This is a genomic window from Synechococcus sp. CS-1333 (assembly GCF_025128015.1).
Taxonomy (GTDB): domain Bacteria; phylum Cyanobacteriota; class Cyanobacteriia; order PCC-6307; family Cyanobiaceae; genus MW101C3.
Window position 1 is genome coordinate 59,833 of record NZ_JAHLYO010000018.1, and the last position, 12,396, is coordinate 72,228.

Consider the following 12,396-nt stretch of genomic DNA (forward strand, 5'->3'; position numbering starts at 1 on the left):
ATTCCTCACGACACCTCCAGCCCGATCAGCTCCAGCTCCCGGCCTGCGGACAGTTCCAACACCAGGATGGCCCCCGCAGCGATGCCACCGGCCATCACCACCTCAAAGGCGAAACGCAGCGCGTCGGGATCCACCCCGGCCCGTTGCCCCACCCGCAGGCGCAGCCCATGAATCCGCGCGGCCCCTTCGGCCGCGGCGGCCGCCAGGGCGATCCGGTGCACCTCCTCCATCAGCGCCAGTTCATGCATCGCCGCACCAGCGCCGCACCGCCGCCAGGGCCTCGGGCAGCAGGGCGGCGGTGGCCTGCGTGAGGTGGCTGCCCAGCCCGCAGCGGTGCGCGCGCACCAGCAGTTGCCAGGCCGGGGGGGTGCGGCCATAGAGCTGGCCGGCCAGCTGCAGCAGCGCGCCGGGGCTGGCGTGATGGCTGAAGGGCGGGCCCCCGGCCGCCGTTGCTGCGGCATCAGCCGCCAACCGCTCCAGCCGCCAGCCCGGCGGCGGACAGGCCGGCGCCAGCGCGGCATCCACGAACAGCACCCGGCGGGCCTCCGCCAGCAGCGGTGCCAGTTCCGGGGTGAGCTGCCGGGTGGCCAGCACGGTGAGCTGCCGCTGGTGCCAGCCCTGCACCGCAGCGGCGATGGCCAGGCCCACGCCGTCGTCCTGCCGCAGATCATTGCCCCAGCCGATCAGCAGATCGCGCCGCTGTGGTGCCGGCCCGCCCGGGGCGGCGCTCACGGCCGCCACCGCTCCCGCAGCAGTTCCCCGCCGGGGCCGAGCAGCTGCACGTGCAGCGGCATTTCGCCGGCGGCATGGGTGGAGCACGACAGGCAGGGATCGAAGCAGCGGATGCCCGCCTCCACCCGGTTGAGCAGGGCCTCGGCGATCTCCGGCAGGGCGGTTTCAGCCCCGCCTTCCGCACCGGCGCTGGGGCCTGCCTGGATGTGGTGGCGCGCGATCTGGGTGATCGTGCGGTTCATCGCCCGGTTGTTCTGGCCGGTGGCGATGACCAGGTTCACTGCCTCGATCAGGCCGTCGCCATCCACCCGGTAGTGGTGGAACAAGGTGCCGCGCGGCGCCTCGCTCACCCCCACCGCCTCGAAGGCATTGAGGTGGGCGCGGGCGCGCACATGGGGGTCGCAGAGGGCGGGATCATCGAGCAGGGCTTCGATCGCCTCCAGCGCCGCGAGGATCTCGATCAAGCGGGCTAGGTGGTAGTGGAAGGAGCTGGTCACCACCCGCCCGCCGCGCTGGCGCAGCTCCAGCAGTTCGATGTCGGCGCCGGCGGTGCCGATGTGATCGCACACGTTCAGCCGCGCCAGCGGCCCCACCCTGTAGCTGCCCGCCTCCGGCCCCAGCGGCTTGTAGTAGGGGAATTTCAGGTAGGTCCACGGTTCCACCGCCTCGGCCAGCAGCGCGTCGAACGGCCCGGCACCCAGGCCATCGGCTGGCAGATCACCGCCCAGCGGCGTGCCGTCGCCATCGATCAGGCGCAGGCCGCCGCCGTAGTGCTCCCAAGCGCCGTTCGCCCCCACCAGCGCCATGAACAGGGAGGGAAAATCCCCGAACACAGCAGCTTCCGCCGCCAGCGGCCCATCCAGCAGGCGTTTGAACAGGGCTAGGGCCGCGCGGGTGGTGGCGAAGGCCTCGGGCAGTCCCGCACGGATCGCGTCGCGGTCGGTGGTGCTGAGGGGCGCGCGCACCCCACCGGCCACCGCCCAGGCCGGATGGATCTTGCGCCCGCCCAGCCGTTCGATCACCGTCTGGCCGAACTGACGCAGCCGGATGCCGCCGCGGGCCAGCTCAGGATCGGCGGCGATCAGGCCGAACACGTTGCGTCGCGCCGGATCGCAGTCCCAGCCGAGCAGGAAATCCGGGCTGCTCAGGTGAAAGAACGACAGCGCGTGCGACTGGATGATCTGGGCCAGGTTCATTAACCGCCGCAACCGCTCGGCCGCCGGCGGGATCGTCACCGCCAGCAGCTGGTCGCCCGCCTTCGCAGAAGCCAGCAGGTGGCTCACCGGACAAATGCCGCAGATGCGTGCCGTGAGCGCCGGCATTTCCGTGAACGGCCGCCCGGCGCAGAAGGCCTCGAAGCCGCGGAATTCGGCCACATGAAAACGGGCGGCCGCCACGCTGCCGCTGGCATCGAGGTGGATCGTGATCTTGGCGTGGCCTTCGATGCGGGTGACCGGATCGATCAGGATCGTGCGTGGTGTCCCTGCCGGTGGGGTGGGGCTCAGGTCCATGGGTCAGCCGAAGCGGATCAGCTCCGCCCCCTCCATCACTGGCGTCTCGCCGCGCAGTAGCGCCTCCAGCACGGCGCGGATGCGCGCGGCTGGTGGCGGGCAGCCGGGCAGATACACGTCCACCGGCACCACCGCCTGCACCGGCAGCACCTGCTCCAGCAGCTCCGGCACGATCCCCGGGGCGTGGGGCAGGCAGCCGCTGCCGTCCGACAGCTGCAGATAGGCCCGCTCCAGCACGGTGTCAGCGCCGGGATGGGAATTGCGCAGGCCAGGCACGTTGCTGGTGATGGCGCAGTCGCCGAACGCCACCAGCACACGCGTGCGCTGCCGCACCTGCCGGATCAGCGCCAGGTTGTCGCTGGTGCCCACACCCCCCTCCACCAGGGCCACATCCACGTGCTCCGGGTAGATCTTCACGTCGGAGGCGATCGGCGAGAACACCACCTCCACCATGGTGGCCAGCTCGATCAGCCATTCGTCCAGATCGAGAAACGACATGTGGCAGCCCGAGCAGCCCGTCAACCACACGGTGGCGAGACGCAGTTTCATGGCGCCGTCCCCGCACGATGGGCTCGCAGGATCACGGCCAGCCGCCAGGCCTCCTCGTGTTTCTCCTCGGCGCCGTCGCCCTTGTGGAACAGGGCGCCGGTGGGGCAGGCCATCACGCATTTGCCGCAGTCGGTGCAGGCGTCCACCGCGCCCCAGGGCTGATTGAGCCCGGCGACGATCCGGCAGTGCTCACCCCGCCAGCCCACGTCCCACACATGGGCCCCCTCCACCTCATCGCACACACGCACGCAGCGGGTGCAGAGGATGCATCGGTTGTGGTCGAGCCCGAAGCGGTGGTGGGAGAGATCCACCGAGCGCTGGGGGTGGCGGTAAGGCAGGTGGGCGTGGTCCATGCCCACCTCCACCGCCAGGTCCTGCAGTTCGCAGTGGCCGTTGGCCACGCACACGGCACACACGTGGTTGCCCTCGGTGAACAGCAGCTCGATCACGGTGCGCCGGTGATCGCGCAGGCGTGGCGTGGCGCTGTGCACCACCTGCCCTTCCGCCACGGCGGTGACGCAGGCGGGCTGCAGCCTGTCGCTGCCGGCGATCTCCACCAGGCAGAGGCGGCAGGCCGCCACCGGGCTCAGGCCCTCCAGGTGGCAGAGGGTGGGGATGGTGATCCCCGCCTGTTGCGCCGCCTGCAGCACGGTGGTGCCGGCGGCGGCGGCCACCGCCTGGCCGTCGATCGTGAGCGTGCAGACGCTCATGGGGCTCCTCCGGCGGTGGTGGGCACCGTGGCGGGGCTGGATCGCAGACGCGCCTCGTACTCGCCGCGAAAGAAGCGCAGCGTGCTGAGCACCGGCTTGGGGGCGCTCTGGCCCAGCCCGCACAGGCTGGTGTCCCTCACCATGTGGCACAGCGCCTCCAGCTGGCTCAGGTCGGCGGCTGTGGCCTCGCCGGCCAGGTGCTTCTGCAGCAGCCCGTGCAGCTGCACGGTGCCGGCGCGGCAGGGCACGCACTTGCCGCAGGATTCCTCGCGGCAGAAGGCCATGAAGAAGGCCGCCAGAGCCACCATGTCGGTGGCGTGGTCGAGCACCACCATGCCGCCGGAGCCCATGATCGTGCCCAGCGCCTGCAGGCTCTCGTAATCCACCGGGGTGTCGAGATGGGCGGCGGGCACACAGCCGCCAGAGGGGCCGCCGGTCTGCACCGCCTTGATGCCTGCCCCGTCCGGGGTGCCCTCGCCCATCTCCACCACGATCGTGGCCAGGCTGGTGCCCATCGGCACCTCCACCAGCCCGCCGCGGCGCACGTTGCCGGTGAGGCTGAACACTTTGGTGCCCGTGCTGCCGGCCGTGCCGATGGCGGTGAACCAGTCGGCGCCTTCCCGCAGGATCGGCACCACGTTGGCGAAGGTCTCCACGTTGTTGATCAGCGTCGGCAGGCTGCCCACCCCCCGTTCAGCGGGGTAGGGGGGGCGGGGGCGGGGCGTGCCGCGTCCACCTTCGATCGAGCGGATCAGTGCCGTTTCCTCGCCGCACACATAAGCCCCGGCGCCCACCCGCAGCTCCACCGTGAAGCTGAAGCAGGTGCCAAAGAGCTGCTGGCCGAGCCGTTGCCACTGGTGGGCCTGCTCGATCGCCCGGCGCAGACGGGCAATCGCCAGCTGGTATTCGGCGCGCACGTAGATGAACCCCTGATCTGCTCCCACCGCATGGGCCGCGATCGCCATTCCTTCCAGCACGCGGTGGGGGTCGCCTTCCAGCACACTGCGGTCCATGAAGGCGCCGGGGTCGCCTTCATCGGCATTGCACACCACCACCTTGTGCTCGCCCGGCATGGCGGCCACCGTGGCCCACTTCAGCCCGGTGGGGTAGCCGGCGCCGCCGCGCCCGCGCAGGCCGCTGCGGCGCAGCGTGTCCACCACCTTGGCCGGGCTGAGGGTCTGCACCACGCGGCAGAGCTGGGTGTAGGCACCGCAGGCGATCGCCGCCTCGATCCGCTCCGGGTCGATCCGGCCGCAGTGCTCCAGCACGATGCGCCGCTGCCGCGCAAAGAAGGGGGCGCCGGTGTCGAGCCGTTCGCCGTGGGCCGGCTGCCAGCGGAGCGGTCCGTCCTGTTCGGGTGCCGCCACCTGCGAGCGCCGGGCCAGGGCGACGATCAGCCCGTCGGCCTCAGCCGCCTCGACGCCGCTGAACAGGGCGCCCTCAGGGTCCACCGCCAGCAGCGGGCCCTGGCTGCACGGGCCCAGGCAGCCCACAGGGGTGATCGCAATCCGTTGCTCAAGGCCGCGGCGGACCACGGCCGCTTCCAGCGCCTCGCGCAATGGGCCCGCCCCGCTCACCAGACAGCCGGCAGCGCTGCAACAGCGCACTTGCTGCATCGCCTCACCGCCGGGGCTGATGGCGCTCATGGCGTCAGCGCTTGCAGGGCCGTAAGGGCACGGGCCGGGCTCTGCTGCGGCAATGCCACGCCATCGATCACCAGCACCGGAGCGGCGCCACAGGTGCCCAGGCAGCGCACGCCCTCCAGGCTCACCAGTCCGTCGCCGCTGCGTCCACCGAGGCGAAGCCCTAGGGCGCCCTCCAGGGCCGCCACCAGCGCAGACGCGCCGTTCACTTCACAAGCCGTACCGGTGCACACCACGCAGCTGTGCCGCGCCGGGGGCTGGAAGCGGAACAGGTGGTAGAAGCTGGCGGTGCCGAACACCTGGCTGTCCGGCAACGCCAGGCTGCGGGCCACATGGCGCAGCAGCGGCTCGCTGAGGTGGCCATAGATCTCCTGCGCCCCGTTCAGCACCTCGATCAGGCCACCGGCGCTGTGGTGATGGCGACGCAGCAGCGGCTCCAGCGCGGCGAACGGCACCGGGGGCTGGTCGACTTGCCCTGAACCGGGTTCGAGCCGGTTGCCCTCAGGCCCGGGTGCTGGGCGCATGGAACCACCGCTCCGCCGGCTTCAACGTAGGCAGCCCCGGCCCGGTGGCCCGCGGCTGGGGGATTTCTTCGCGAACAGCGCGCAAGGGCGCCCACTAGCTTGAAGCCAGCGCTCACCTCTCCTTCTGAATTCCGGCCTGCACCGTTCCCTGTACCTGCTGGGACCGATCTTCATTGTTTCCTTTCACATCGGTTGCCTGCTGCTGCTGGTCACGGGCCTGAGCCTCGGAGCCCTGCTCTGGGCGGTGGGGCTGTATCTGGTGCGCATGCTGGCGATCACGTCGGTGTATCACCGCCTGCTGGTGCACCGCAGCTACCGCGCCCCGCGTGCCGTGCTCTGGATCGGCTGCGCCGTGGCGGCTTCCGCCGGACAGATGGGCCCGAGCTGGTGGAAGGCCCACCACCTGCAGCACCACCGCCACGTGGACACCGCCGCCGACCCCCACACCCCCCTGATGCCGCTCCATGGCTGGCGGGGGCTGTGGAATTCCCAGGCCGGCTGGCTGCTGCGCTCGAGCTTCTTCCCCGATGAGCTGCCGGCGGACGTGGAAGCGGATCCGGTGCTGCGCCGCCTCGATCGGCTCCATTCCTTGCCACTGCTGGCCCTCGCCGGGCTGTCTTATCTGGTGGGTGGCTGGATGTATCTGGGCGCCTTCTTCCTCAGCACCACCGTGCTGTTCCACGGCGTGGCCACGGTGAATTCGGTGGCGCATGTGTGGGGCGATCAGCCCTTCCGCACCGACGACCACAGCCGCAACAACGCCCTGGTGGCACTGATCACGCTCGGTGAGGGCTGGCACAACCTGCATCACGCCTTCCCCTTCGCGGTGCGTCAGGGCTACACCGTGCGCGACGGCCAGCTGCGGCTGCGGCCCGACCCCACCTTCCGCTTCATCCGGCTGCTGCAACGCTTCGGCCTCGCCGACCAGCTGCGCCAGCCCTCCGACGACACCCTGCTGCAGCGGGCCAGCGGTGGCACTCCGCTAGCCGTTGCGCCGTAAGCGCGACAAACCGCTCACCCTTGCCCCCTGAGCTCAGGAGTGGCCGAACGGCAGGAAAAACGGGCCGTGCTGGATTCGAACCAGCGACCGTGCGATTAGAAGTCGCATGCTCTATCCAACTGAGCTAACGGCCCACCGGCACAGCCTAAGGTGGTCTGCTGTGAAACCTTCCCAATGGCGTCCACCCGGCTCAGCGACGCTCATCGGCAGGAGCTCGTCGCCCGCTATCAGCAGGGGGACACTGCCCAGGCGCTGGCCGCTGCCTTTGGCTGCAGCGCCGCCACCGCCACCCGGGTGGTGAAGGCCGCCATCGGCGCCGAGCGCTACGAGCAGATCAAGCTGGAGCGCGGCAAGGGGCCGGCAATGCGCAGGGCCGCCATTGCTCACACGCTCGACGCCACCGCGATCCCCGCCGGGCCCCTGTTTGAGCAGGCCGAGGTCCAGGCTGAAGGGCCCGCCGCAGAGCCTGCCGCCAGCGGCGACGCCCCAGACCAGGCCGCCGCCACTGGCGGGGTTGCGGACGACGGGGATGTCCTTCCCCAAGCCTCAGACACTGCGGAGCCCGGCAGTGAGCCCCTTGCTCCCTTCGGCTCCGGATTTGCCCCTGCCACCCTTGGCGATCCCGCCGGGCAGGATCCGGCCGCCGACGGCGATGACGACGACGATGCCCAGGTGCTGGCGATCGACGATGCGGATGATTTCGGCGATGACGCCGACGACAACGATGCCGACAGCGACAGCGAAGACGCTGACGATGAGCCCGACCTGTTCACGCCCGTGCCGGTCGGCGAAACCATGCTCGACCGCCCTGCCGCCACCTGCCTGCCGTTCGAGGCGGCGCCCCTGCCTGACAGCCTCTACATGCTGGTCGACAAAACCGTGGAGCTGCAGGACCGGCCCCTCAGCGACTTCCCCGAACTCGGCCTGCTGCCGGAAGAGGAATCCCGGCGCCGCGCCCTGGTGGTGTTCAGCAACCCACGCCAGGCCAAACGCCACTGCGGCCGCACCCAGCGGGTGATCCAGGTGCCTGACAGCCAGGTGATCCGCCGCACCGCCCCCTACCTGCTGCGCAAGGGCATCACCCGTGTGGTGCTCGAAGGGGCGCTTTACTCCCTGCCCGGATCCTGATCATCGCCCGGCATCAGCAGTGCTGTGGCGGCCCCGCCGCTGATCACGCCCACCACCAGCGCCAGGCCCACCAGAAAGCCGCTGGGTAGCGGGGCGCTGCGGCCGAAGCCGAGCCGCAGCTGGGGCCGGTCGTTGAGGTTCTGCCCGCCTAGGCACAGCACCACAAGCAGCAGCAGGCCGCCGGCCACACTGCCGGCCAGGAGTCGAAGGCGCACCAGCATGGCGGCGGCGGTGGTTGAAGGGGTCGCCCCCTGAGTGTGACGCGCCGGCGGCCTGCGGGTCAGCAGCGCTCAGGCGTGCGAACTCCCTTCGTGGTCGCCACTGGCGCTGTCGTGGTGCAGCAGGGCGTAGAGGTCGCGGCGGCTGTGACCGGTGCGTTCCGCCAGGTTGCGGGCGGCTTCCCGCTTGCTGAGCCCACCCCCCAGCAGGGCCTCCAGCTCGGCCCGTAGCGCAGCCTCGTTCCAGGCGGGTTGCGCCGCTGGGGGCGCGCCGCCCAGCACCAAGGTGCACTCCCCAAGCGGCGGCACCCGGCGGAAGTGCTCCAGGGCGGCGGCCACCGTGGGCCCCACCTGCTGCTCATGCCGCTTGGTGAGCTCCCGTGCCACCCGCAGCGGGCGATCGCCCAGCAGCTCCAGCAGATCTTCCAGCAGGGCGATCAGCCGGTGGGGTGCCTCGAACAGCACCAAGGTGCGCGGCTCGGCCGCCAGTTCCTGAAGCTGACGCCGGCGTTGGCTGGGCTTGGCGGCCAGAAAACCCTCGAAGCAGAAGCGGCCGCTGGGCAGGCCGCTGCTCACCAGCGCGGTGGTGACGGCGCAGGGGCCAGGAATGCACACCACCTCCAGCCCCGCCTGCCGCGCGGCGGCCACCAGCGGTTCGCCGGGATCGGAAATGCCTGGCAGACCGGCGTCGCTGATCACTGCCAGCCGCTCACCGCGCTGCAGCGCCTCCAACAGTTCGGGCAGGCGGGTGGCCTGGTTGTGCTGGTGAAAGCTCAGCAGCGGCCGGCGAATGCCAAGCCGCGCCAGCAACTGACCGCTGTGGCGGGTGTCTTCACAGGCGATGCGATCGACCTGCTCCAGCACCAACCGGGCCCGGGGGGAGAGATCAGCGAGGTTGCCGATCGGAGTACCCACCAGATAGAGCACGCCGGCGGCCGGTTCGGCACCAAGCGCGCCCCTTGAGGATGCCGCCTTTGCCTCAGGTGCGCCGAGAGGAAGGGCTCCCAGGGGAGGCTCTCCTCGGTGAATGTCTCCTGGAGGAAGCGCTCCGGCCGGGAGCTCTTCATCACCCGATGGTGCGGCCATGGCTGGCGGTGGATTGGGGGCAGTGGGCTGCCAGGGGCAGCCCCGTTGACCTCAGACCGCCACCGGTTCCTGGGAAACGCCGCGCAGGGTGAGGTTGATGCGGCCGCGGTTGTCGATCTCACGCACGCGCACGGTGACGGGATCACCCACCTTCACCACGTCTTCGACCTTCTCCACCCGGGCTTCCGAGAGCTGGGAGATGTGGATCATGCCTTCCTTGCCGGGAAGGATCTCCACGAAGGCGCCGATCGGGATGATGCGGGTGACGGTGCCACTGAACTGCTCCCCTTCGCTGATGCGACGGGTGAGACCCTCCACGATGCGCTGGGCCTCCTCGGCGGCGGCACCGTCGTGGCTGGCGATCGTGACGATGCCGCCGTCCTCGATGTCGATCTTGGTGTTGGTGCGCTCGGTGATGCCCTTGATGGTGCGGCCGCCAGGACCGATCACGGTGCCGATCAGCTCGGGATCGATGCGGAAGCTGAGCAGGCGCGGCGCATGGGGCGACATGGTGTCGCGGGGCTTCTCGATCGCCTCCAGCATCTTCTCGAGGATGTGCAGACGGGCGGGACGGGCCTGGTTCACGGCGTCGGCCACGGTGGTCACCGCCAGACCGGTGATCTTCATGTCCATCTGCAGGGCGGTGATTCCCTTCTCGGTGCCGGCCACCTTGAAGTCCATGTCGCCGAGGAAATCCTCGATGCCCTGGATGTCGGTGAGGATCCGCACCTCATCGCCTTCCTTGATCAGGCCCATGGCGGCGCCGCTCACGGGAGCCTGCAGCGGCACGCCGGCATCCATCAGCGCCAGGGTGCTGCCGCACACCGAGCCCATCGAGGTGGAGCCGTTGGAGCTGAGGCACTCCGACACCACCCGCAGCACGTACGGGAATTTCTCTTTCGGGGGAAGCACGGGGGTGATGGCCCGCTCCGCCAGGGCGCCATGGCCGATCTCGCGGCGACCGGGGGAGCGCATCGGCCGGGTCTCGCCCACCGAATAGGGGGGGAAGTTGTAGTGGTGCAGGTAGGTCTTCTCGCTCGACGGGTTGAGGTCGTCGAGCTCCTGGGCATCGCTGGGGGTGCCGAGGGTGGCGCAGGAGAGCACCTGGGTGAGCCCACGCTGGAACAGGCCCGAGCCATGCACCCGCTTGGGCAGCACACCCACAGCGGCGGTGATGGGGCGCACCTCGTCGAGGTTGCGGCCATCCACCCGCTTGCCTTCGCTGAGAATCTGGGCGCGCATCAGCTTCTTGGTGATGCCCTTGTAGGTGTTGCCCAGGGCCTTGCCGGCGGCGGCCATGCGGATCGGGTCGTCCTCGCTGAGGGCGCCGATCTTGACGGCCACCTCGGCCTTGATGGCATCGAGCTGGGCATCGCGCTCCGCCTTGGTGAGCGTGAACTGCTTGAGCACCTCACCGATCCCCTTGCCGCATTCCTGCTCGAGGAAGGCCGGCAGGGCGGGATCTTCCACCTTCGGCTCGGGGATCACCTGCTCGATGCCGAGGTCGCTCAGCAGGGTGAGCTGGGCCTTGATCAGTTCACCCACCGCTTCGTAGCCGAAGTCGATGGCCTCGATCACATCCTGTTCGGGAAGCTGGTTGGCACCCGCTTCCACCATCACCACACCTGCCGGTGTGCCGGCCACCACTAGATCCAGGTCGCTGCGCTCGATCTCGCGGAAGCTGGGGTTGAGCACGAAATCGTCGCCCAGCAGGCCCACGCGCACGGCCGCCATCGGGCCATAGAAGGGCATGCGGGCCAGCAGGGTGGCGATCGAAGCGCCGGTGACCGCCAGCACATCGGGCGGTACCCGCTCATCCAGCGAGAGGGTGGTGGCCACCACCTGAATGTCGTCGCGCAGCCAGGAGGGGAACAGGGGCCGCAGCGGGCGGTCGATCAGGCGGGTGGTGAGGATGGCCCGCTCGGGGGGGCGTGCTTCCCGGCGAAAGAAGCTGCCGGGGATGCGCCCGGCGGCATACAGCCGTTCTTCGTAATCGCAGGTGAGGGGCAGGAAATCGATGCCTTCGCGGCCTTTGGCGCGGGTGGCCGTGACCAGCACGGACGTATCACCGCATTCAATCAACACCGATCCCCCAGCTTGGGGGGCATACAGCCCTGTGGTCAGCCGGATCTCCCGACCATCGAAGGAGACCGACTGAATTTTTCCTGGCACGTCGTCTTATGTCCGTTTTGTTGTCGAAAGGCAGTCTCGCATCCGGCCCTCCCTTAACCCCGTGGAGCGGTGGTGCAGGAGAGCCGGCGCAGGTTCAGCGGCTCACCAGCTGGACTTGGTGACACCCGGCAGCAGGCCCTTGTGGGCGCGCTCGCGCAGCTGGTTGCGGCACAGGCCGAAATCGCGGTAATAGCCGCGGGGCTTGCCGGTGGCCCAGCAGCGGTTACGCACCCGGTTGGGGGCGCTGTTGCGGGGCAGGCCCTGGATCTGGCGGTGAATCTCCAGCCGTTCCATGGGATCGGCGGCGGCTTCAAACGCGGCCTTCAGAGCGGCGCGCTTGACAGCGAAACGAGCCACGATTTTTTTGCGCTTCACGTCGCGCGCGATCATCGACTTCTTCGCCATGCGGCTGCTTTGCTGTTGCGGATGAGGATCAACCCTACCCTGCGGCAGGAACGGTGCGTCTGCCGCCCGGTCCGTGGTCGGGATGGCTGGGGCAGAGATCAGCCATCGGGCAGCTGCCGCAGCCGGGGTTGCGGGCGCGGCACACGGCGCGGCCATGGAAGATCAGCCGGATCGAGAGGTTTTCCCACTCCGGTTGCGGAAACAGCTTCATCAAGTCGGGCTCGATCTTCACCGGTTCGCTCTGGCGGGTGAGGCCGAGCCGGTTGCTGAGGCGCCGCACATGGGTGTCCACCGTGACGCCGGCATGAATGCCGAAGGCATGGGCCAGCACCACGTTGGCCGTCTTGCGGGCCACGCCCGGCAGCTCCAGCAGCTCCGGCATCGAGGCCGGCACCTGGCCGCCGTGGCGTTCCAGCAGCAATCGGGAGGCGGCCACGATGTTTTTGGCCTTGTTGCGGAAGAAGCCGGTGGATTTCACATAGGGCTCCACCGCGTCGCTGTCCACGGCTGCAGCGGCGGCCGCGTCGGGGAAGCGCTCGAACAAGGCCGGCGTCACCTTGTTGACCCGCTCGTCGGTGCACTGGGCCGAGAGCATGGTGGCCACCAGCAGCTCCCAGGGGGTGCGCCAGTCGAGCGAGCAGGTGGCCTCCGGGTAAAGCGTGGCCAGGCGCTCCAGGATCAGTGGCGCCCGCTGGCGGGCGGTGGGGAAGCGGGGCAC

At 69.8% G+C, this 12,396-nt stretch carries 14 protein-coding genes and 1 tRNA gene; 2 read left to right on the forward strand and 13 right to left on the reverse strand.

Features of this window, described 5'->3' with window-relative positions:
- Positions 1–5: 5 nt before the first annotated feature.
- From KQ303_RS08390 to KQ303_RS08420, 7 genes are read right to left on the reverse strand one after another with little or no spacing between them, the layout of a single operon-like run.
- Positions 6–248 carry a hydrogenase maturation nickel metallochaperone HypA gene (locus KQ303_RS08390; protein ID WP_259729939.1) on the reverse strand — a complete coding sequence of 81 codons (243 nt, stop codon included), beginning with the start codon at positions 246–248 and terminating at the stop codon, positions 6–8.
- Positions 241–732 (reverse strand): hydrogenase maturation protease, encoded by a 492-nt coding sequence (locus tag KQ303_RS08395; protein ID WP_259729940.1) that lies wholly within the window; start codon positions 730–732, stop codon positions 241–243. The genes KQ303_RS08390 and KQ303_RS08395 overlap by 8 nt, the downstream gene beginning before the upstream one ends.
- Positions 729–2,243, reverse strand: a complete 1,515-nt coding sequence (locus tag KQ303_RS08400) for a Ni/Fe hydrogenase subunit alpha (RefSeq protein ID WP_259729941.1) — start codon at positions 2,241–2,243, stop codon at positions 729–731. Before KQ303_RS08400 ends, KQ303_RS08395 begins: the two co-directional genes overlap by 4 nt.
- A gap of 3 nt (positions 2,244–2,246) precedes the next feature.
- Positions 2,247–2,792, reverse strand: a complete 546-nt coding sequence (locus KQ303_RS08405; RefSeq protein WP_259729942.1) for an oxidoreductase — start codon at positions 2,790–2,792, stop codon at positions 2,247–2,249.
- Complete coding sequence (gene hoxU / locus KQ303_RS08410; protein ID WP_259729943.1) at positions 2,789–3,502, reverse strand: bidirectional hydrogenase complex protein HoxU; 714 nt, start codon at positions 3,500–3,502, stop codon at positions 2,789–2,791. The genes KQ303_RS08405 and hoxU overlap by 4 nt, the downstream gene beginning before the upstream one ends.
- A complete protein-coding gene (locus tag KQ303_RS08415) occupies positions 3,499–5,148 on the reverse strand; it encodes a NuoF family protein (protein WP_259729944.1) in 1,650 nt (549 codons plus the stop codon). Before KQ303_RS08415 ends, hoxU begins: the two co-directional genes overlap by 4 nt.
- Complete coding sequence (locus KQ303_RS08420) at positions 5,145–5,669, reverse strand: NAD(P)H-dependent oxidoreductase subunit E (RefSeq protein WP_259729945.1); 525 nt, start codon at positions 5,667–5,669, stop codon at positions 5,145–5,147. The genes KQ303_RS08415 and KQ303_RS08420 overlap by 4 nt, the downstream gene beginning before the upstream one ends.
- A 244-nt stretch (positions 5,670–5,913) precedes the next feature.
- Here KQ303_RS08420 and KQ303_RS08425 point away from each other — a divergent pair, with 244 nt between their 5' ends.
- Positions 5,914–6,669: an acyl-CoA desaturase gene (locus tag KQ303_RS08425; RefSeq protein ID WP_259729946.1), complete on the forward strand. Its 756-nt coding sequence runs from the start codon at positions 5,914–5,916 to the stop codon at positions 6,667–6,669.
- 60 nt (positions 6,670–6,729) lie between these two features.
- Here KQ303_RS08425 and KQ303_RS08430 read toward each other — a convergent pair.
- Positions 6,730–6,803 (reverse strand) — tRNA-Arg (locus KQ303_RS08430).
- A 40-nt stretch (positions 6,804–6,843) separates the two neighbouring features.
- Between KQ303_RS08430 and KQ303_RS08435 the strand changes: the two genes are divergently transcribed.
- Entirely contained in the window at positions 6,844–7,797 is a 954-nt protein-coding gene (locus KQ303_RS08435) for a hypothetical protein (protein ID WP_259729947.1), read from the forward strand.
- Here the strand turns inward: KQ303_RS08435 and KQ303_RS08440 are convergent.
- The 5 genes from KQ303_RS08440 to nth form a co-directional block, all read right to left on the reverse strand.
- Entirely contained in the window at positions 7,776–8,018 is a 243-nt protein-coding gene (locus KQ303_RS08440) for a hypothetical protein (protein ID WP_094510144.1), read from the reverse strand. The genes KQ303_RS08435 and KQ303_RS08440 overlap by 22 nt on opposite strands.
- A 69-nt stretch (positions 8,019–8,087) precedes the next feature.
- Complete coding sequence (gene rsmI, locus KQ303_RS08445; protein WP_259729948.1) at positions 8,088–8,942, reverse strand: 16S rRNA (cytidine(1402)-2'-O)-methyltransferase; 855 nt, start codon at positions 8,940–8,942, stop codon at positions 8,088–8,090.
- Between the two features lie 210 nt (positions 8,943–9,152).
- Positions 9,153–11,273: a polyribonucleotide nucleotidyltransferase gene (locus KQ303_RS08450; protein ID WP_259729949.1), complete on the reverse strand. Its 2,121-nt coding sequence runs from the start codon at positions 11,271–11,273 to the stop codon at positions 9,153–9,155.
- Positions 11,274–11,375: 102 nt separating this feature from the next.
- Positions 11,376–11,678 carry a 30S ribosomal protein S14 gene (rpsN, locus tag KQ303_RS08455; protein WP_094510152.1) on the reverse strand — a complete coding sequence of 101 codons (303 nt, stop codon included), beginning with the start codon at positions 11,676–11,678 and terminating at the stop codon, positions 11,376–11,378.
- 34 nt (positions 11,679–11,712) lie between these two features.
- Positions 11,713–12,396 carry an endonuclease III gene (gene nth, locus KQ303_RS08460; protein ID WP_255140488.1) on the reverse strand — a complete coding sequence of 228 codons (684 nt, stop codon included), beginning with the start codon at positions 12,394–12,396 and terminating at the stop codon, positions 11,713–11,715.

Excerpts from the sequence above, each read along its gene's own strand:
- hoxU (WP_259729943.1), bottom strand. The coding sequence starts at position 3,502 with ATGAGCGTCTGCACGCTCACGATCGACGGCCAGGCGGTGGCCGCCGCC.
- KQ303_RS08400 (WP_259729941.1), bottom strand. The coding sequence starts at position 2,243 with ATGGACCTGAGCCCCACCCCACCGGCAGGGACACCACGCACGATCCTG.
- KQ303_RS08435 (WP_259729947.1), top strand. The coding sequence starts at position 6,844 with ATGGCGTCCACCCGGCTCAGCGACGCTCATCGGCAGGAGCTCGTCGCC.
- KQ303_RS08420 (WP_259729945.1), bottom strand. The coding sequence starts at position 5,669 with ATGCGCCCAGCACCCGGGCCTGAGGGCAACCGGCTCGAACCCGGTTCA.
- KQ303_RS08415 (WP_259729944.1), bottom strand. The coding sequence starts at position 5,148 with ATGAGCGCCATCAGCCCCGGCGGTGAGGCGATGCAGCAAGTGCGCTGT.
- KQ303_RS08440 (WP_094510144.1), bottom strand. The coding sequence starts at position 8,018 with ATGCTGGTGCGCCTTCGACTCCTGGCCGGCAGTGTGGCCGGCGGCCTG.
- KQ303_RS08405 (WP_259729942.1), bottom strand. The coding sequence starts at position 2,792 with ATGAAACTGCGTCTCGCCACCGTGTGGTTGACGGGCTGCTCGGGCTGC.
- rpsN (WP_094510152.1), bottom strand. The coding sequence starts at position 11,678 with ATGGCGAAGAAGTCGATGATCGCGCGCGACGTGAAGCGCAAAAAAATC.
- KQ303_RS08390 (WP_259729939.1), bottom strand. The coding sequence starts at position 248 with ATGCATGAACTGGCGCTGATGGAGGAGGTGCACCGGATCGCCCTGGCG.